The organism is Pseudomonas sp. FSL W5-0299 (assembly GCF_005930655.1).
GTDB classification, from domain to species: domain Bacteria; phylum Pseudomonadota; class Gammaproteobacteria; order Pseudomonadales; family Pseudomonadaceae; genus Aquipseudomonas; species Aquipseudomonas mandelii.
In genome coordinates this window covers 163573-181825 of the sequence record NZ_RXHX01000006.1, presented here as the reverse complement: position 1 = coordinate 181825, position 18253 = coordinate 163573, and the positions used below count along the sequence as shown (strand labels likewise).

The window sequence follows — 18253 nt, the reverse complement described above, 5'->3', positions numbered from 1 at the left end:
CCATGCCCTTCGAAATAGTGAGCGAGATAAGCAGTGGAATGATCCGCGGCCTGGGCACGGTCGTGGTGTTCGTGGCTTTCGTCGGCCTGACGCTATGGGTGTTCAACAGCAAGCGCAACCCGGAATTCGCCGAAGCGCGTTTGCTGCCGTTCGCCGATGAACCCCTGGCCGACGACGCCACCCAAGAACCTGAAACAAGGAGTACCCGGCCATGACCACCTTCTGGAGTACGTGGATCTGCGTACTGACTATCGGCAGCCTGATCGGCCTGACCTGGCTGCTGGTCGGCACCCGCAAGGGTGAAACCAAGGGCAGTGTCGACCAGACCATGGGCCACAGCTTCGACGGCATCGAGGAGTACGACAACCCGCTGCCGCAGTGGTGGTTCATGCTGTTCGCCGGCACGCTGGTGTTTGCCGTGGGCTACCTGATTCTTTATCCGGGCCTGGGCAACTGGAAAGGCGTCCTGCCGGGTTACGAGGACGGCTGGACCGGTGTCCACGAATGGGAAAAGGAGATGAACAAGGCTGACGCCAGGTTTGGGCCGATCTTCGCCAAATTCGCGGCCATGCCCGTTGAAGAAGTGGCGAAGGACCCGCAAGCGCTGAAAATGGGCGGTCGTCTGTTCGCGTCCAACTGCTCGGTGTGCCACGGCTCGGATGCCAAGGGCGCTTTCGGCTTCCCGAACCTGGCCGACAGCACCTGGCGCTGGGGCGGTGACGCCGAGATGATCAAGACCACGATCATGGGCGGTCGCATGGCGGCAATGCCGGCCTGGGGGGAAATCCTCGGTGAAGCCGGTGTGAAGAACGTGGCCGCGTATGTACGTCATGAACTGGCGGGCCTGCCATTGCCGGCTGGCGACACCGCCGACCTGCAAGCCGGACAGCAAGCGTTCAGCACCACGTGCGTAGCCTGTCACGGTGCAAACGGCAAGGGTACTGAAGCCATGGGCGCGCCGAACCTGACGCAACCGGCCGGGTTCATCTACGGTACAAGCCTGGCGCAACTTCAGCAGACCATCCGCCATGGCCGCCAGGGCCATATGCCGGCGCAGAATGAACTGCTCGGCAACGACAAGGTGCAATTGCTGGCCGCTTACGTTTACAGCCTGTCCCACGGTCTGAGCACCGAGCGTTTGCAAGCAGAAGGCAAACGCGAATAAATCTCGACCGCTCTACTGCCGCATTCGCCCGGATGCGGCAGTTCCCTGCCTCTTTGCGACCAAGTGTCGCACCCCTCCGTTGGTCCTCCTTTCGGTTCACCAGATTCGGGTCTAAGCTTGCTCCGATGCGGACTGGCATGAGCCGGTTCCAGGTCGACATTGCCCGATGTGTTCAACGAATCTGCTCGATGACAGGCCGCAAAGGCTGGTAGATACCGGCTGTCGTGCCAATTGCCGTCGGTCACCCGATCGTTGTGTTTGAACACACCCCGTAACAACTGACCTGCCCCCCTCACCCTTTTCGTTCGCTGCGACATTTTGTCCGAGGTCAATTTTGTCCTTACGCGGCGCATGGAAAGGCCGCAGAATCAGCTTTTGAAAGCATTGACCCAGGTCATGGCGCGTTGCAATGACCCCCCGCTTTCTACATACTTGCGGCCGATTTTTACTCCTAATAAAACACCCAAACCGTGGAACCTTAGAATGAGCACAGCAATCAGTCCGACTGCTTATAACTATAAGGTAGTCCGCCAGTTCGCCATCATGACGGTGGTCTGGGGGATCCTTGGCATGGGGCTTGGTGTCTTCATCGCCTCACAGCTTGTATGGCCGGAATTGAACTTCGGTCTGCCGTGGACGACTTTTGGACGCTTACGCCCGTTGCACACCAACCTGGTGATTTTCGCCTTCGGTGGTTGTGCTCTGTTTGCCACTTCTTATTACGTCGTGCAGCGAACCTGCCAAACGCGACTGATTTCCGACAGCCTCGCGGCCTTCACCTTCTGGGGTTGGCAAGCGGTGATCGTCGGCGCGATCATTACCTTGCCGCTGGGTTACACCACCACCAAGGAATACGCGGAACTGGAATGGCCCCTGGCTATTCTGCTGGCCATCGTCTGGGTGTCCTACGGTCTGGTGTTCTTCGGCACCATCACCAAGCGCAATACCAAGCACATCTATGTGGGTAACTGGTTCTACGGTGCCTTCATCGTCGTGACGGCGATGCTGCACATCGTCAACCACGCGTCCCTGCCGGTCAGTTTCTTCAAGTCCTACTCGGCCTACGCCGGTGCGACTGACGCAATGATCCAGTGGTGGTACGGCCACAACGCGGTCGGTTTCTTCCTGACCACCGGCTTCCTGGGGATGATGTACTACTTCGTTCCGAAGCAGGCCGAGCGTCCGATCTACTCCTATCGCCTGTCGATCGTGCACTTCTGGGCGCTGATCACCCTGTACATCTGGGCCGGTCCGCACCACCTGCACTACACCGCGCTGCCGGACTGGGCTCAGTCGCTGGGCATGGCGATGTCGATCATCCTGCTGGCGCCAAGCTGGGGCGGCATGATCAACGGCATGATGACCCTCTCGGGCGCCTGGCATAAGCTGCGCACCGACCCGATCCTGCGCTTCCTGGTGGTGTCGCTGGCCTTCTACGGCATGTCGACCTTTGAAGGCCCGATGATGGCCATCAAGACCGTGAACTCGCTGTCGCACTACACCGACTGGACCATCGGCCACGTACACGCCGGTGCCTTGGGCTGGGTTGCGATGATCTCGATCGGCGCCATCTACCACATGATCCCGAAACTGTTCGGTCGCGCGCAGATGCACAGCATCGGCCTGATCAACACGCATTTCTGGCTCGCGACCATCGGTACCGTTCTGTACATCGCTTCGATGTGGGTCAACGGCATCACCCAGGGTCTGATGTGGCGTGCAATCAACGACGACGGCACCCTCACCTACTCGTTCGTCGAAGCCCTGCAAGCCAGCCATCCTGGTTTCATCGTTCGCGCCCTGGGCGGTGCGTTCTTCGCCAGCGGCATGCTGTTCATGGCCTACAACGTATGGCGTACCGTACGTGCCTCGAACCCGGCTGAAGCCAAAGCTGCTGAACAGATTGCTGTAGTTGGAGCTCACTGATGAAGCATGAAGCAGTCGAGAAGAATATTGGCCTGCTGGCCTTCTTCATGGTTATCGCCGTCAGCGTCGGCGGCCTGACCCAGATCGTTCCGCTGTTTTTCCAGGACGTCACCAACAAGCCGGTCGAAGGCATGAAGCCTCGCACCGCCCTTGAACTGGAAGGCCGCGACATTTACATCGCCAACGGTTGTGTCGGCTGCCACTCGCAGATGATCCGCCCGTTCCGTGCTGAAACCGAACGTTACGGCCACTACTCGGTTGCCGGTGAAAGCGTCTGGGACCACCCGTTCCTGTGGGGTTCCAAGCGTACCGGTCCGGACCTGGCCCGTGTCGGCGGTCGTTACTCCGATGACTGGCAGCGTGCGCATTTGTACAACCCGCGCAACGTGGTGCCCGAGTCGAAAATGCCGGCCTACCCGTTCCTCGTGGAAAACAAGCTCGACGGCAAAGACACCGCCAAGAAAATGGAAGTCTTGCGCACGCTCGGCGTCCCTTACACCGACGAAGACATCGCCGGCGCCAAGGATGCTGTGAAGGGCAAAACCGAAATGGACGCGCTGGTGGCCTATCTGCAAGGCCTGGGCACCATCATCAAAAGCAAACGGTGATTTAGATGGATATCGGGATGATTCGTGGCCTGGGCACCGTTGTTGTGATGGTGGCCTTCATCGGTCTGGCGTTGTGGGTATTCAGCCCCAAGCGCAAGTCGGAGTTTGAAGACGCGACCTTGCTGCCTTTCGCGGATGATCCCGAAGCCATCAAGCACGTCGAGCAAGCTTCTAGGAGTAACAAAGAATGACTACGTTCTGGAGTCTGTACGTCACAGTCCTCAGTCTCGGCACGATCTTCGCCCTGACCTGGCTGCTGCTGTCCACCCGCAAGGGCCAGCGCAGCGAAGCCACCGAAGAAACGGTTGGCCACTCCTTCGACGGGATCGAGGAGTACGACAACCCACTGCCGAAATGGTGGTTCATGCTGTTCGTGGGCACCATCATCTTCGCCCTGGGCTATCTGGTGCTGTACCCGGGCCTGGGTAACTGGAAAGGCCTGTTGCCGGGTTACAACTACCTGGATAACGAGAAGCAGACCGCGTTCGCCAACGGCCAGACCGGCTGGACCGGCGTTCACGAGTGGGAAAAAGAAATGGCCAAGTCGGACGCCAAGTTCGGCCCGATCTTCGCCAAGTTCGCTTCGATGCCGATTGAAGAAGTCGCCAAGGACCCGCAAGCCCTGAAGATGGGTGGCCGCCTGTTCGCCTCCAACTGCTCGGTCTGCCACGGCTCCGACGCCAAGGGCGCTTATGGCTTCCCTAACCTGACCGACGCCGACTGGCGCTGGGGCGGTGAGGCAGAAACCATCAAGACCACCATCATGGGTGGCCGCCACGCGGTCATGCCGGCATGGGCTGACGTGATCGGCGAGCAAGGCGTTGCGGACGTTGCTTCGTTCGTACTGATCAACCTCGATGGCCGCAAGCTGCCGGAAGGCACCAAGGCCGATCCGGTTGCCGGTCAGAAGCTGTTCGCCGCCAACTGCGCGGTGTGCCACGGTCCGGAAGGCAAAGGCACGCCAGCCATGGGCGCGCCGAACCTGACTCACCCGGCTGCGTTCATCTACGGTTCGAGCTTCGCTCAATTGCAGCAGACCATCCGTTATGGCCGTCAGGGCCAGATGCCTGCGCAAGAACAGCTGCAAGGCAACGACAAGGTTCACCTGCTGGCCGCTTACGTCTACAGCCTTTCTCACGGTGAGAAAGCGCCGGCGGAAGACGCTCAGTAAGGCCAACGCCTGACTCAACAAACAAGGCCCCGCCAGTGATCTGGCGGGGCCTTTTTCATGGGCGACTGGCCCAGATCGATTTTACCGGTACCGTATCCAACAGCTTTCGGCTCTGCCATTGGTTGTCCTTCACCAGGTTGATCTGCAACTGCTTGCGATCCTCCGAGAAACTGGCAACCAGGTAGGTTTGCTGAGAAGTGGCACCGCTCAGGTACATCGGCACGCCATTCACTTCATAGGCATCACCACCTTGATCATGGAGATGGCCGGCGAAGATGGCAGTGACCTCATACTTCCTGATCATCTGATAAAAGCGCCACTCTTGCTCACTATTACCCATCATTTCGAGTGGCTTGTGCATGTTGATAATGATGGCGTAACCCTGAGTCCGAGCGACTCTCAAATCGTTTTCAAGCCAATCCAGGGTACTGGTGATGTCGAACGTCGTCGGGTTTAACGCATGAGCAATCCTGGTGGCATAGGTCGGCTCATTATTGAGTTGCACCATATGGACGTCCCCTATGTTCTTGGAATAGGCGAGACTGCCGGAATACAGCCGACTCAGAAAATTGCCGGTAATTTTCAAATCAAAATTATCAACCTTATTTTCATGATGCTCTTTAAACTCCACGATACTGCCGGCCGCACAGTTATTGCTGAAGCAATCATCCACGTTGTTCTCATAGTCGTGGTTACCCAGGCCATACAAGAAATCGCCATTGAAGTATTTTTTCAACATGGAGTTCATGTAAGAGCGCTGCCAGCCGTGGCCGAAAGCGGTGATGTCGCCATTGATCATCAGCGGCACGTGGGATTGCGCATGGTTCTTGCGGAAGTCGGCAATACTCGCAAACTGAGTCTCCACCAGCCATTTTGAACGTGTCTTGAAATCCGCATCGGACTCGGGTTCCCTGCGGTCGAGTTTGTCCGTCCACGGGTACTGCGTATCCGAAGCGAAGATCATATGACGTGGGGCACCTTCGATTGAATAGGCCAAAGGCGCCATAGACAGCAGGCACACGCCCAGCACAAACCGCTTAACTTTCTTAGAAATCATAGAATTCCGTTTCCATTAGTATTAGATAAAGTGTGCAACTAACAAACCGCACCCAATCAACCTATTAGAAACAGACAAAAACTTCAAACAACTCATAAAGACCAATTAAATAAATATATTTCCGCTGCACGTCGTAAAACAACAACTTACCCAACCTCAAGTTGGTTAGTTCAACGCATTGCAAGTTTCAAAACGGCGCCTGAAATGACGGCGGCCATGGCGTAAAGTGCTGCGGCAGGCTTGTGGCATGACTGAGGTCAGCAGTTCTGCTCCCGTCGGCCACGCACCGGCCAGGAATCGCCCCATCCTCTGACTCTACATCACGAAAAACCGTCCATAATCCACAAGTCAATTGATTCAAGTCACTACACCATCAATTGAATTTGCCCAACGCGACCAAAGGTCGCACCCTTGAGCCAGAGCGACAGGCGTATCATTGCGCCACTGCAACACCTCTTTTTGACCGCGGTCGGCATGTACTGACCGAGGCATTTTTCCACTGCCGTGGGATGCAATGATGAGCAATCAGATTCCGGTACACGACGTCACACCGCCTGCCAAAGACGCAAACAACAGCGTCGATCTTTACGCCTCTCGAGAAAAAATCTACACCCGTGCCTTCACCGGCCTGTTCCGCAACCTGCGGATGATGGGCGGTGCCGGGTTGTTTCTGCTGTATTTCGGTACGGTCTGGCTGAATTGGGGCGGTCATCAAGCCGTCTGGTGGAACCTGCCGGAACGCAAATTCTTCATCTTTGGCGCGACCTTCTGGCCCCAGGATTTCATCCTGCTCTCCGGGATCCTGATCGTCAGCGCCTTCGGCCTGTTCTTCATTACCGTGTACGCCGGTCGGGTGTGGTGCGGTTATACCTGCCCGCAAAGCGTCTGGACGTGGATTTTCATGTGGTGCGAAAAGGTCACCGAAGGCGACCGCAACCAGCGCATCAAGCTCGACAAGGCGCCGATGAGCGCCAACAAATTCCTGCGCAAACTCAGCAAGCACTCGATGTGGCTGTTGATCGGCTTCGTCACCGGCATGACCTTCGTCGGGTACTTCTCGCCCATTCGCGAACTGACCATCGACTTCTTGACCGGCGAAGCGGATGGCTGGTCGTATTTCTGGGTCGGTTTCTTCACCCTCGCCACCTACGGCAACGCCGGCTGGTTGCGTGAGCAAGTGTGCATTTACATGTGCCCGTATGCGCGCTTCCAGAGCGTGATGTTCGACAAGGACACGCTGATCGTGTCCTACGATCCTCGCCGTGGTGAAAGCCGCGGCCCGCGCAAGAAAGGCGTCGACTACAAGGCTCTGGGCCTGGGCGATTGCATCGATTGCACCATGTGTGTCCAGGTCTGCCCGACCGGCATCGACATTCGCGATGGCCTGCAGATCGAATGCATCGGCTGCGCGGCGTGCATCGATGCCTGCGACAGCATCATGGACAAGATGGACTACCCGCGCGGGTTGATCAGCTACACCACCGAGCACAACCTGTCCGGGCAAAAAACCCATAAACTGCGCCCGCGGCTGATTGGCTATGCCCTGGTGTTGCTGGCCATGATGGGCTTGCTGGCGGGCGCGTTCTTCATGCGTTCACTGGTCGGTTTCGACGTCAGCAAGGACCGCGTGCTGTATCGCGAGAACGCCGAAGGCCGGATCGAGAACGTCTACAGCCTGAAGATCATGAACAAAGACCAGCGCGACCATACCTACGTACTGGAAGCCTCCGGTCTGCCGGACCTCAAGCTGCAAGGCAAGCGCGAGATCAAAGTCGCCGCCGGGGAGATTTTCAGCCAGCCAGTGGAACTGTCCATGGCACCGGAAAAACTGCCGTCGAGCACCAACGAGGTGAAATTCATCCTCAAGGATGCCGACGACGACAGCATCCACGTTGAAGCCAAGAGCCGATTCATCGGCCCACAAATTCGTTGAGAGAAGTAATCATGCCCGCAGCAAACGCCGCAAGCCCTTGGTACAAGCATCTTTGGCCATGGATCATCATCGCCATCCTGGCTTGTTCCGTGACGTTGACCCTGTCCATGGTGACCATCGCGGTGAACAACCCGGACAACCTGGTCAACGATAACTACTACGAGGCCGGCAAAGGCATCAACCGCTCCCTTGATCGTGAGCTGCTGGCCCAGACCCTGTTGCTGCGGGCCAGCGTTCACCTGGATGACGTAACCGGCGAAGTCGACCTGCGCCTGAGCGGCAACAGCCAACCTGAAACCCTTGAGCTGAACCTGATCTCGCCGACCCAGCCGGAAAAGGATCGCAAGATCACCCTTGCCCGCAGTGAAACAGAGCAGGGTCGCTACATCGGTCAATTGAGCGACAAGATTGAAGGCCGTCGTTTTGTCGAATTGCTGGGCACTCAGGACGACCACATCTGGCGCATGTTCGAAGAAGAGCTGGTCAGCCATGATAAGGACCTGCTGCTCGGGGATGAGCCGCTGCAAGGCGCGGAAGACCTGAAGAAGTAAGTTCCAGTGAACACGGTCAACTGTGGCGAGGGAGCTTGCTCCCGCTGGGTGCGAAGCGCCCCCTGAAACCAGCAAACCGATTCTTTCAGTCATAGCGCGTTCGCAGGTTTACGACTGCTGCGCAGCCGAGCGGGAGCAAGCTCCCTCGCCACAATGGTTTCCATGGCAGCACAGATGACCACGCCAACCCCCTGCTACCACTGCGCCCTGCCCGTCCCGGCCGGCAGCCGCTTCACCGCTGCGGTCCTCGGTGAAACCCGCGAGTTCTGCTGCCCGGGGTGCCAGGCCGTGGCTGAGGCAATCGTGGCCGGCGGGCTGGAAAGCTATTACCAGCACCGCAGCGAGTCATCGGCCAACCCCGAAGCCTTGCCGGTGCAGTTGGTGGATGAGTTGGCGCTCTACGACCGCGCCGATGTGCAGAAGCCTTTCGTGCGCCACGACGGCGAACTCGCCGAAACCACCCTGTTGATGGAAGGCATCAGCTGCGCCGCCTGCGGCTGGCTGATCGAAAAACACCTGCGCGCCTTGCCGGCGGTGGCAGAGGCGCGACTGAACCTGTCCAACCATCGTCTTCACGTGCGCTGGGCCGACGCGCAATTGCCATTGAGTCAGGTGCTCAGCGAACTGCGCCACATCGGCTACGCCGCGCACCCGTACCAAGCCGACCGCGCCAGCGAACAACTGGCCAGCGAAAACCGCCTGGCCTTGCGCCAACTGGGCGTCGCCGGGTTGCTGTGGTTCCAGGCGATGATGGCGACCATGGCCACTTGGCCGGAATTCAACATCGACTTGAGTCCCGAGCTGCACACCATCCTGCGCTGGGTCGCACTGTTCCTCACCACGCCGATTGTGTTCTACAGCTGTGCGCCGTTCTTCAAAGGGGCGATGCGCGATTTGCGCACCCGACATCTGACCATGGACGTTTCGGTATCGCTGGCCATCGGCAGTGCCTACATCGCCGGAATCTGGACCTCGATCACCGGCGTCGGCGAGTTGTATTTCGACGCGGTGGGAATGTTCGCGCTGTTCCTGCTGGCCGGTCGATACCTGGAACGCCGCGCCCGGGAGCGCACCGCCGCCGCCACCGCACAGCTCGTCAACCTGTTGCCGGCCTCGTGCCTGCGCCTGAGTGCCGACGGCCAGAGCGAACGAATCCTGCTTAGCGAACTGCGTGTCGGCGATCAGGTGCTGGTGCATCCGGGCGCCATTCTGCCGGCCGACGGCAAGATCCTCGATGGCCAGTCGAGCATCGACGAATCGCTGCTGACCGGCGAGTACCTGCCGCAACCGCGCACCCAAGGCGACGCGGTCACCGCCGGCACCCTGAACGTCGAAGGCGCGTTGACCGTGCAAGTGCTGGCGCTGGGTCAGGACACGCGGCTGTCGGCCATCGTCCGCCTGCTGGACCGCGCCCAGGCCGAAAAGCCGCGACTGGCGGAAATCGCTGACCGCGCTGCGCAATGGTTCCTGTTGCTGTCATTGATCGCAGCAGCGGCAATCGGCCTGTTGTGGTGGGAGCTGGATGCGTCGCGAGCCTTCTGGATTGTCCTGGCGATGCTGGTTGCGACGTGCCCGTGCGCCTTGTCGCTGGCCACGCCCACCGCCCTCACGGCCGCCACCGGCACGTTGCACAAACTCGGTTTACTGCTGACCCGTGGCCATGTGCTGGAAGGCCTGAACCAGATCGACACGGTGATTTTCGACAAGACCGGCACGTTGACCGAGGGTCGATTGGCCTTGCGTTCGATCCGCCCGCTCGGCGCGCTCGACAGCGATCAATGCCTGAGTCTCGCCGCCGCCCTGGAAAACCGTTCCGAACACCCGATTGCCCGGGCATTTGGCCGAGCGCCGCTGGCGGCCGAAGAAGTCCTCAGCACGCCGGGGCTTGGCCTCGAGGGCCTGGTCGGCACGCAACGCCTGCGCATCGGCCAGCCGGGTTTCGTCTGCGAACTCAGTGGCGCGGCGACACCGGTCATGCCCGATGAAGCCGGGCAGTGGCTGCTACTCGGCGACAGCCAGGGGCCGCTGGCGTGGTTTGTCCTCGATGACCGTTTGCGTGCCGACGCCCCGGCACTATTGGAAGCCTGCAAGGCCCGTGGCTGGCGCACCTTGCTGCTGTCGGGCGATACCTCACCGATGGTCGCCAGCGTGGCCGCCGAACTGGGCATCGACGAAGCCCGGGGCGGTTTGCGTCCGGATGACAAATTGCAGGTCCTGCAACAGTTGCACAAGGAAGGCCGCAAGGTGTTGATGCTCGGTGACGGCGTCAATGACGTGCCAGTGCTGGCCGCAGCCGACATCAGCGTGGCGATGGGTTCAGCCACCGACCTGGCGAAAACCAGCGCCGATGCGGTGTTGCTGTCCAACCGCCTCGATGCGCTGGTGCAGGCCTTCAGCCTGGCGCGGCGCACCCGTCGGGTAATCATCGAGAACCTGCTGTGGGCCGGGCTGTACAATGGCCTCATGTTGCCGTTCGCCGCCCTCGGCTGGATCACACCGGTATGGGCCGCGGTCGGCATGTCCATCAGTTCGTTGACCGTGGTGCTGAACGCCCTGCGCCTGACTCGCCTGCCGAGCGCGCCTGGCGCCCGGCCCACGCCAGAAACCCGCCCGCTGCCGGCCTGAGCCGCGCGGGCATGGAGTCCAGATGCCAGCTCTCTACGTGATGATCCCGGCCGCGCTGCTGATCGTGGCCATCGCTATCTATATCTTCTTCTGGGCGGTCGACAGCGGTCAGTACGACGACCTCGACGGCCCGGCCCACAGCATTCTGTTCGACGACCAGGATCCGAACCACCAAGCCGCAGTCGACGAAGCCAGCGGCCATCCGGCCAAACCGGACGACAAGGCGCCTCCGCATGCTTGAGTTGGCGCCACTGCTGGTGTCTGCGGTGATTCTCGGCCTGCTCGGCGGTGGGCATTGCCTGGGCATGTGCGGCGGCTTGATGGGCGCGCTCACCCTGGCGATTCCCAAGGAACAGCGCAGCCGCCGTTTTCGCCTGCTGCTGGCGTACAACCTGGGGCGAATTCTCAGCTATGCAACGGCCGGTCTTTTGATCGGCCTGGCGGGTTGGGCAGTGGCCAACAGCCCGGCCGCCATGTTCATGCGCGTGATCGCCGGATTGTTGCTGATCGCCATGGGGCTGTACCTCGCCGGCTGGTGGAGCGGCCTGACCCGCATCGAGAGCCTTGGCCGCGGCCTGTGGCGGCATATCCAGCCGGTTGCCAACAAACTGCTGCCGGTGTCGAGCCTGCCCCGCGCCTTATTGCTGGGCGCGCTGTGGGGCTGGTTGCCGTGCGGGTTGGTTTACAGCACGTTGCTGTGGGCGGCGAGCCAGGGCAATGCGCTGGACAGTGCGCTGCTGATGCTCGCGTTCGGGCTCGGCACCTGGCCGGTGCTGCTGGCCACGGGGTTGGCGGCTGAGCGGGTCACGGCGTTGTTGCGCAAGCGCAGTGTGCGCATGACCGGTGGGTTGCTGGTGATCCTGTTTGGCATCTGGACTTTGCCGGGGCCGCATCAGCATTGGCTCATGGGGCATTAGATCGGTGGTGCGGCCTTCGCGGGCAAGCCTCGCTCCTACATTGAAATGCATTCCCCTGCTCGCGAAGAGGCCCTGACTGGCCACACATATCCTGACCGTTGATGCAAATCAAGATGCCCCGGCGTCGCCCCCCATAGACTTGCGAACACTGCCAGCCTATCCGGGGGAATGCCCGCATGATGCTCGACGCCATTCGTTGGGATACCGATCTGATCCGCCGTTACGACCTGGCGGGGCCGCGCTACACCTCTTACCCCACTGCCGTGCAATTCGACGGGCAGGTCGGCACGTTTGACCTGTTCCACGCCCTGCGCGACAGCCGTAAGGCCCAGCGCCCATTGTCGCTGTACGTGCATGTGCCGTTCTGCGCGAACATTTGTTACTACTGCGCGTGCAACAAAGTCATCACCAAGGACCGAGGCCGCGCCCTGCCCTATTTGCAGCGTCTTGAGCAGGAAATCCAGCTGATCGCCTGCCACCTCGACCCGGCGCAAAAAGTCGAACAACTGCACTTTGGCGGCGGCACCCCGACCTTTCTCAGCCACGACGAACTGCGCCAGTTGATGGCTCAGTTGCGCAAGCACTTCAACCTGCTGGACGACGATTCCGGCGACTATGGCATCGAGATCGACCCTCGCGAAGCCGACTGGTCGACCATGGGACTGCTGCGTGAACTGGGTTTCAACCGGGTCAGCATTGGCCTGCAAGACCTCGACCCGGCAGTGCAACGGGCGGTCAATCGCCTGCAAAGCCTGGAAGAAACCCGCGCCGTGATCGACGCCGCCCGAACCCTGCAATTCCGCTCGATCAACATCGACCTGATCTACGGCTTGCCGAAGCAGACCCCGGAAAACTTCGCGCGCACGGTCGACGAAGTCATTGCGCTGCAACCGGATCGGCTTTCGGTGTTCAACTACGCGCACCTGCCGGAACGCTTTATGCCGCAGCGGCGAATCAACAGCAACGAGTTGCCGACGCCGGCGCAGAAGCTGGAAATGCTGCAGCGCACCATCGAACAACTGACCGCTGCCGGCTACCGCTACATCGGCATGGACCACTTCGCCTTGCCCGACGATGAGCTGGCGATTGCCCAGGAAGAATCGACCCTGCAGCGTAACTTTCAGGGCTACACCACTCACGGTCATTGCGACCTGATCGGGCTGGGGGTCTCGGCCATCAGTCAGATCGGCGACCTCTACTGCCAGAACAACAGCGATTTGAACCAGTACCAGAACACCTTGGCCACCGCTCAACTGGCAACCAGCCGGGGCCTGATATGCAATGCTGATGACCGCGTGCGACGGGCGGTAATTCAGCAGTTGATCTGCACGTTCAATCTGGAGTTCGCGCAGATCGAACAGGCCTTCAACATCGATTTTCGCGGTTACTTCGGTGACCTGTGGCCTCAGCTACAGACCATGGCCGAGGACGGCTTGATCAGCCTCGATAATGAGCGGATCAGCGTACTGCCCGCCGGTCGCTTGCTGGTGCGCTCGGTGTGCATGGTGTTCGATGCCTATTTGCAACAGCACAATCACCAGCGATTTTCGCGAGTGATTTAGTCATCCGTTCACTTGTCGGTTAACAAAATGCTGGCTTTATGACCCTGCGGCAAAATCGCCGCGTGCCTGAATGTCCTCCCGTGAGTTACCCTTACGGCTTATGTGTGTTTTCCCACAAGGATTGAAGAAATGTCCGAGCCAGTAAAACTGCGCGCTAACGGCCAGGCCCATTGCAAGGATTGCAGCCTGGCCCCCCTCTGCTTGCCACTTTCTCTGAATCTGGAAGACATGGAAGCGTTGGACGAGATCGTCAAACGGGGTCGCCCGTTGAAAAAAGGCGAGTTCCTGTTCCGCCAAGGCGATACTTTCGATTCCGTTTATGCAGTGCGCTCCGGCGCCCTCAAGACCTTCAGCCTCAGCGATGGCGGTGAAGAACAGCTCACCGGCTTCCACTTGCCGAGCGAACTGGTTGGCCTGTCGGGCATGGACACTGAAAAGCACCCGGTTTCGGCGCAAGCCCTGGAAACCACGTCGGTGTGTGAAATCCCCTTCGAACGCCTCGACGAACTGGCCCTGCAACTGCCACAACTGCGCCGTCAGTTGATGCGGGTGATGAGCCGCGAGATTCGCGACGATCAGCAAATGATGTTGCTGCTGTCGAAAAAAACCGCCGACGAGCGCATCGCCACGTTCCTGGTCAACCTCTCGGCACGTTTCCGCGCCCGGGGCTTCTCGGCCAACCAGTTCCGCCTGAGCATGTCGCGTAACGAAATCGGCAATTACCTGGGCCTGGCGGTGGAAACCGTGTCCCGGGTGTTCACACGCTTCCAGCAAAACGAACTGATCGCCGCCGAGGGCAAGGAAATCCACATCCTCGACCCGATCCAGCTCTGCGCCCTGGCCGGTGGCTCGCTCGAAGGCTGACGGAGATAATTGCGGCTGAGCGAAACGGTTCAGCCGCCGTTATACTGCGACGTTTGCAGCCTGCCAGGACACCTCGACGATGCTCATCGAATCCTTCGACATCAAATCCCTGATCCGCCCCGTGATCGACTTCCCCAAGCCGGGCGTGATCTTTCGTGACATCACCCCGTTGTTCCAGTCGCCTACGGCCCTGCGCCTGGTGATGGACAGCTTTGCCCACCGTTATGTCGAGGCGGACTTCACGCACATCGGTGCGATGGATGCGCGCGGCTTCCTGATCGGCTCGGTCCTGGCCTATCAGCTGAACAAGCCGTTGGTGCTGTTCCGCAAGCAAGGCAAACTGCCGGCCGACGTGTTGGCCGAAGGTTATGCGACCGAATACGGCGAAGCCTTTCTCGAAGTGCACGCCGACAGCTTGTGCGAAGGCGACTCGGTGGTGATGTTTGATGATTTGATCGCCACCGGCGGTACGCTGATTGCGGCGGCGAACCTGATTCGGCGCATGGGCGCGCGGATTCATGAAGCGGCGGCAATCATTGACCTGCCGGAGCTGGGTGGGTCGCAGCGGCTGGAAGAGCAGGGAATTCCTACGTTTTGCCTGACGCAGTTTGCGTTGAGCGAGAAGTAAAGCGGCGTTCTCACTGACGCCTTCGCGGGCAAGCCTCGCTCCTACGAGATCAGAGTCGTGTCGGAAACTCGGCTTCGACCGAAAACCGTAGGAGCGAGGCTTGCCCGCGAAGGCGCAAGCCGACACACCGCAACATTCAAAGCCCCATCTGCTTGCTGATGATCTCGTTCATCACTTCCCGCGTCCCGCCGCCGATCGACAGAATCCGGTTATCCCGATACAGCCGCTCCACCAGGCTCTCGCGCATATACCCCAAACCGCCCAAAATCTGCACCGCATCCGTGGTAATCCGGTCTGCCGTGTCGGTCGCGAAGTTCTTGGCCATGGAAATCTCCTTGATCACGCTCTGCCCCGCTGCCATCTTCGCCGCCTGACGGTAAGTGAACTCGCGCGACACCTCCAACGCCGTGGCCATTTCCGCAAGGCGATGCTTGAGTACCTGGAACTTGCCGATGGGTTTGCCAAAGGCTTCGCGCTGACGCGCCCATTTCAGGCTTTCCTCCAGCGCCAGCTGCGCCGTCATGTTGGCCATCAGCGCCAAGGCCAGGCGTTCGCTCTGGAAGTTGCCCATGATGCAGGCGAAGCCCATGTTCTCGGCGCCAATCAGATTTCCCACAGGCACCCGGCAATCATCGAAGAACAATTCGGCCGTGTCCGACGCCCACCAGCCCATCTTCTTCAACTGCCGGCCGACGGTGAAACCGGGTGTACCTTTTTCGATCAGCAGCAGACTGATGCCACCAAAACCCGGCTCACCGGTGCGCACCGCCACGGTGTAGAAATCCGCGCGCACACCACTGGTGATAAAGGTCTTGCTGCCGCTGACCCGGTAAAAGTCGCCGTCACGCACAGCGCGGGTTTGCAGGTTGGCCACATCGGAGCCGCCGCTGGGCTCGGTGACCGCCAGCGCGCTGATCTTCTCGCCGGCCAGCACTTGCGGCACCACACGATCACGAATTTCGGGGCGGGCCCACTTGAGAATCGGCGGCAGTCCGATGTCCAGCGAACCGAGGCCGGCCACCAGACCGCCGGAGCCACAACGCATCAACTCTTCGCTGGCGGCGACCTTGGCAAACAGATCGCCTTCGTGACTGCCGCCCAGGGAGTCGGGATAGCCGATCCCGAGGATGCCCGCCGCACCGGCCTTGAGATAGAGCTCGCGGGGAAAGCTTTCCGCTTCTTCCCACTGATCGATGTCCGGAAGAATCTCGCGCTCGACGAAACGTCTGACGCTGTCGCGAACCAATTGGTGGCTGGGATCGAAGTATTCCTGAAAGGCAGGCATCGGCGAACTCCACTGAAGGTTCAGCGAAGTTAACCGAGCGCTTGCTTGGTTTTCAACTGGATTATTGTGAATCTGATGGACCGAGGCGCTTGGCTTGCTGGCGATGGCGTCGGTCCAGACGCTACAAAGCGATCGGCTTACGCCCGGCAAACGAATGCGCCAACGTCCCGCCATCCACCAGCTCCAGCTCACCCCCCAACGGCACGCCGTGGGCAATACGCGAAGCGACCAGGCCTTTGTTACTCAACAACTGCGCGATGTAATGCGCCGTCGCCTCACCTTCCACGGTCGGGTTGGTGGCCAGGATGACTTCAGTAAAGGAGCCCGCCTCTTCAATCCGCGCCAACAGCTGCGGAATGCCAATGGCCTCCGGCCCCAGGCCGTCGAGCGGCGAGAGATGGCCCTTGAGCACAAAGTAGCGACCCCGGAACCCGGTCTGCTCCACGGCGTAGACGTCCATCGGACCCTCCACCACGCAGAGCAAGGTGTCGTCACGGCGCGTATCGGCACATTGCGGGCACAGGTCGTCTTCGGTCAGCGTGCGGCATAACCGGCAATGGCCCACCCCTTCCATGGCCTGGCTCAGTGCCGACGCCAGTCGCGAACCCCCGCTGCGATCACGCTCAAGCAGTTGCAGCGCCATGCGCTGAGCGGTTTTCTGACCGACGCCCGGCAAAATGCGCAGGGCGTCGATCAGTTGGCGAATCAAAGGGCTGAAGCTCATGGGGAAACGTCCGACAAAACAACGAGACGCGGTTTATACCCGCGCCTCTGATTAGCGTCAATTATTCAGTCCTGGGCGACGCGCACCACCAGTTTGCCGAAGTTGCGTCCTTCCAGCAGACCGATGAAGGCCTCAGGCGCATTCTCAAGGCCATCGACCACGTCTTCGCGGAACTTGACCTTGCCGTCACGCACCCACGGCGCCATGGCACTGACGAACTCCGGCTGACGATCACCGTAGTCGTCGAATACGATAAAGCCCTGAATGCGCACGCGTTTGGTCAGCAAGGTGCGTTGCAATTGCGGCAGGCGATCCGGGCCGGTCGGCGCTTCGTGGGCGTTGTAGGAAGCGATGAGGCCGCACAGTGGAATCCGCGCCTTGGCATTGAGCAACGGCACCACCGCGTCGAACACCTTGCCACCGACGTTCTCGTAGTAAATATCGATACCCTCGGGGCACGCCTGGGCCAGTTCATCGGCGAAGTTCGGGCTCTTGTGGTCAACGCAAGCGTCGAACCCCAATTCCTCCACCACGTAGCGGCATTTTTCCGCACCGCCCGCCACGCCCACGACGCGCAGGCCTTTGATCTTCGCCACCTGGCCGACCACCGAACCCACCGCGCCCGAGGCAGCCGCGACCACCAGGGTTTCGCCGGCCTTGGGCTGACCGATGTCCATCAGACCCATGTACGCGGTCATGCCCGGCATGCCCAGCACTCCCAGGGCCATGGACGGGGACGGCAAACCGCTTGGCACCGGAATGATGTTGCGACCGTCGCTGATGCTGTGGCTCTGCCAGCCGGTGGCGCCCACCACCAGATCGCCTTCGTGGAATTTCGGATTCAGCGAGCGCTCGACGCGGCTGACAGCGCCTCCGGTCATCACCTCGCCGATTTCCACCGGTGCGGCGTAGGAAGGCGCGTCACTCATGCGGCCGCGCATGTAGGGGTCCAGCGAGAGGTATTGAGTCTTGAGCAGGACCTGGCCTTCGGCAAGTTCCGGCAGTGCTTCCCGTTCCAGGCGGAAATTCTCCGGTGTCGGCGCGCCTACGGGGCGGGACGCCAGGACGATACGTTGGTTGAGGGTCAATGCGTCTGGCATGTGAGCGTCTCCTGTGATCGATGAATTTCGGCGGTATAGGGAGCAGACCGTTGTGGAGGTGTGGCGTTCGATGTTTCGTCCGTTGGACCGAGGTGACTTCTTCGCGGCACCTACAAGGTCAGCGATGCTTCTGTAGG

The 18253-nt window shown here is 60.2% G+C and carries 18 protein-coding genes; 14 read left to right on the top strand and 4 right to left on the bottom strand.

The window, feature by feature from the left end; translation table 11 throughout:
- Positions 1-14: 14 nt before the first annotated feature.
- The 6 genes from FHL16_RS10830 to ccoP (FHL16_RS10805) all read left to right on the top strand — a co-directional run bounded on the left by FHL16_RS10830 (position 15) and on the right by ccoP (FHL16_RS10805) (position 4870).
- Positions 15-215, top strand: coding sequence for a cbb3-type cytochrome oxidase subunit 3 (locus FHL16_RS10830; protein WP_102594714.1), 201 nt, complete (start codon positions 15-17; stop codon positions 213-215).
- On the top strand, positions 212-1165 hold the full coding sequence (ccoP, locus tag FHL16_RS10825) for a cytochrome-c oxidase, cbb3-type subunit III (protein WP_010456408.1): 954 nt from the start codon (positions 212-214) through the stop codon (positions 1163-1165). The genes FHL16_RS10830 and ccoP (FHL16_RS10825) overlap by 4 nt, the downstream gene beginning before the upstream one ends.
- 483 nt (positions 1166-1648) lie before the next feature.
- Complete coding sequence (ccoN, locus tag FHL16_RS10820; protein WP_010456410.1) at positions 1649-3091, top strand: cytochrome-c oxidase, cbb3-type subunit I; 1443 nt, start codon at positions 1649-1651, stop codon at positions 3089-3091.
- Entirely contained in the window at positions 3091-3699 is a 609-nt protein-coding gene (gene ccoO / locus FHL16_RS10815; protein ID WP_010456412.1) for a cytochrome-c oxidase, cbb3-type subunit II, read from the top strand. The genes ccoN and ccoO overlap by 1 nt, the downstream gene beginning before the upstream one ends.
- 5 nt (positions 3700-3704) lie before the next feature.
- The gene (locus FHL16_RS10810) at positions 3705-3890 is read left to right on the top strand and encodes a CcoQ/FixQ family Cbb3-type cytochrome c oxidase assembly chaperone (RefSeq protein ID WP_003175465.1); all 186 of its coding nucleotides are present in this window, start codon (positions 3705-3707) and stop codon (positions 3888-3890) included.
- Positions 3887-4870 carry a cytochrome-c oxidase, cbb3-type subunit III gene (ccoP, locus tag FHL16_RS10805; protein WP_010456414.1) on the top strand — a complete coding sequence of 328 codons (984 nt, stop codon included), beginning with the start codon at positions 3887-3889 and terminating at the stop codon, positions 4868-4870. Before FHL16_RS10810 ends, ccoP (FHL16_RS10805) begins: the two co-directional genes overlap by 4 nt.
- A gap of 55 nt (positions 4871-4925) precedes the next feature.
- Here the strand turns inward: ccoP (FHL16_RS10805) and FHL16_RS10800 are convergent, their stop codons facing one another.
- Positions 4926-5927 carry a metallophosphoesterase family protein gene (locus FHL16_RS10800; protein ID WP_077748214.1) on the bottom strand — a complete coding sequence of 334 codons (1002 nt, stop codon included), beginning with the start codon at positions 5925-5927 and terminating at the stop codon, positions 4926-4928.
- Positions 5928-6444: 517 nt separating this feature from the next.
- Between FHL16_RS10800 and ccoG the strand changes: the two genes are divergently transcribed.
- The 8 genes from ccoG (at position 6445) to FHL16_RS10760 (ending at position 15007) form a co-directional block, all read left to right on the top strand.
- On the top strand, positions 6445-7860 hold the full coding sequence (gene ccoG, locus FHL16_RS10795) for a cytochrome c oxidase accessory protein CcoG (protein ID WP_077748213.1): 1416 nt from the start codon (positions 6445-6447) through the stop codon (positions 7858-7860).
- An 11-nt stretch (positions 7861-7871) separates the two neighbouring features.
- Entirely contained in the window at positions 7872-8411 is a 540-nt protein-coding gene (locus FHL16_RS10790) for a FixH family protein (RefSeq protein ID WP_010456420.1), read from the top strand.
- Positions 8412-8585: 174 nt separating this feature from the next.
- Positions 8586-11036, top strand: coding sequence for a heavy metal translocating P-type ATPase (locus FHL16_RS10785; RefSeq protein WP_077748212.1), 2451 nt, complete (start codon positions 8586-8588; stop codon positions 11034-11036).
- A 22-nt stretch (positions 11037-11058) separates the two neighbouring features.
- The gene (gene ccoS, locus FHL16_RS10780; protein ID WP_042932684.1) at positions 11059-11277 is read left to right on the top strand and encodes a cbb3-type cytochrome oxidase assembly protein CcoS; all 219 of its coding nucleotides are present in this window, start codon (positions 11059-11061) and stop codon (positions 11275-11277) included.
- Positions 11270-11953, top strand: a complete 684-nt coding sequence (locus FHL16_RS10775; protein WP_042932683.1) for a sulfite exporter TauE/SafE family protein — start codon at positions 11270-11272, stop codon at positions 11951-11953. Before ccoS ends, FHL16_RS10775 begins: the two co-directional genes overlap by 8 nt.
- Positions 11954-12132: 179 nt before the next feature.
- Positions 12133-13515, top strand: coding sequence for an oxygen-independent coproporphyrinogen III oxidase (gene hemN / locus FHL16_RS10770; RefSeq protein ID WP_010456429.1), 1383 nt, complete (start codon positions 12133-12135; stop codon positions 13513-13515).
- Between the two features lie 129 nt (positions 13516-13644).
- Complete coding sequence (gene fnr, locus FHL16_RS10765) at positions 13645-14379, top strand: fumarate/nitrate reduction transcriptional regulator Fnr (RefSeq protein ID WP_010456431.1); 735 nt, start codon at positions 13645-13647, stop codon at positions 14377-14379.
- 79 nt (positions 14380-14458) lie between these two features.
- Positions 14459-15007: an adenine phosphoribosyltransferase gene (locus FHL16_RS10760; RefSeq protein WP_077748211.1), complete on the top strand. Its 549-nt coding sequence runs from the start codon at positions 14459-14461 to the stop codon at positions 15005-15007.
- A 136-nt stretch (positions 15008-15143) separates the two neighbouring features.
- Here the strand turns inward: FHL16_RS10760 and FHL16_RS10755 are convergent, their stop codons facing one another.
- The 3 genes from FHL16_RS10755 to FHL16_RS10745 form a co-directional block, all read right to left on the bottom strand.
- The gene (locus FHL16_RS10755; RefSeq protein WP_010456435.1) at positions 15144-16292 is read right to left on the bottom strand and encodes an acyl-CoA dehydrogenase family protein; all 1149 of its coding nucleotides are present in this window, start codon (positions 16290-16292) and stop codon (positions 15144-15146) included.
- A 121-nt stretch (positions 16293-16413) separates the two neighbouring features.
- The gene (gene recR, locus FHL16_RS10750) at positions 16414-17016 is read right to left on the bottom strand and encodes a recombination mediator RecR (RefSeq protein WP_010456436.1); all 603 of its coding nucleotides are present in this window, start codon (positions 17014-17016) and stop codon (positions 16414-16416) included.
- Positions 17017-17081: 65 nt separating this feature from the next.
- Positions 17082-18116 carry an NADP-dependent oxidoreductase gene (locus FHL16_RS10745; protein WP_077748210.1) on the bottom strand — a complete coding sequence of 345 codons (1035 nt, stop codon included), beginning with the start codon at positions 18114-18116 and terminating at the stop codon, positions 17082-17084.
- Positions 18117-18253: the final 137 nt, after the last annotated feature.

What these genes read in the sequence shown, in the direction of transcription:
- ccoP (WP_010456408.1), top strand. Translation starts at nt 212, where the DNA reads ATGACCACCTTCTGGAGTACGTGGATCTGCGTACTGACTATCGGCAGC.
- ccoN (WP_010456410.1), top strand. Translation starts at nt 1,649, where the DNA reads ATGAGCACAGCAATCAGTCCGACTGCTTATAACTATAAGGTAGTCCGC.
- ccoO (WP_010456412.1), top strand. Translation starts at nt 3,091, where the DNA reads ATGAAGCATGAAGCAGTCGAGAAGAATATTGGCCTGCTGGCCTTCTTC.
- FHL16_RS10810 (WP_003175465.1), top strand. Translation starts at nt 3,705, where the DNA reads ATGGATATCGGGATGATTCGTGGCCTGGGCACCGTTGTTGTGATGGTG.
- ccoP (WP_010456414.1), top strand. Translation starts at nt 3,887, where the DNA reads ATGACTACGTTCTGGAGTCTGTACGTCACAGTCCTCAGTCTCGGCACG.
- FHL16_RS10800 (WP_077748214.1), bottom strand. Translation starts at nt 5,927, where the DNA reads ATGATTTCTAAGAAAGTTAAGCGGTTTGTGCTGGGCGTGTGCCTGCTG.
- ccoG (WP_077748213.1), top strand. Translation starts at nt 6,445, where the DNA reads ATGAGCAATCAGATTCCGGTACACGACGTCACACCGCCTGCCAAAGAC.
- FHL16_RS10790 (WP_010456420.1), top strand. Translation starts at nt 7,872, where the DNA reads ATGCCCGCAGCAAACGCCGCAAGCCCTTGGTACAAGCATCTTTGGCCA.
- FHL16_RS10785 (WP_077748212.1), top strand. Translation starts at nt 8,586, where the DNA reads ATGACCACGCCAACCCCCTGCTACCACTGCGCCCTGCCCGTCCCGGCC.
- ccoS (WP_042932684.1), top strand. Translation starts at nt 11,059, where the DNA reads ATGCCAGCTCTCTACGTGATGATCCCGGCCGCGCTGCTGATCGTGGCC.
- FHL16_RS10775 (WP_042932683.1), top strand. Translation starts at nt 11,270, where the DNA reads ATGCTTGAGTTGGCGCCACTGCTGGTGTCTGCGGTGATTCTCGGCCTG.
- hemN (WP_010456429.1), top strand. Translation starts at nt 12,133, where the DNA reads ATGCTCGACGCCATTCGTTGGGATACCGATCTGATCCGCCGTTACGAC.
- fnr (WP_010456431.1), top strand. Translation starts at nt 13,645, where the DNA reads ATGTCCGAGCCAGTAAAACTGCGCGCTAACGGCCAGGCCCATTGCAAG.
- FHL16_RS10760 (WP_077748211.1), top strand. Translation starts at nt 14,459, where the DNA reads ATGCTCATCGAATCCTTCGACATCAAATCCCTGATCCGCCCCGTGATC.
- FHL16_RS10755 (WP_010456435.1), bottom strand. Translation starts at nt 16,292, where the DNA reads ATGCCTGCCTTTCAGGAATACTTCGATCCCAGCCACCAATTGGTTCGC.
- recR (WP_010456436.1), bottom strand. Translation starts at nt 17,016, where the DNA reads ATGAGCTTCAGCCCTTTGATTCGCCAACTGATCGACGCCCTGCGCATT.
- FHL16_RS10745 (WP_077748210.1), bottom strand. Translation starts at nt 18,116, where the DNA reads ATGCCAGACGCATTGACCCTCAACCAACGTATCGTCCTGGCGTCCCGC.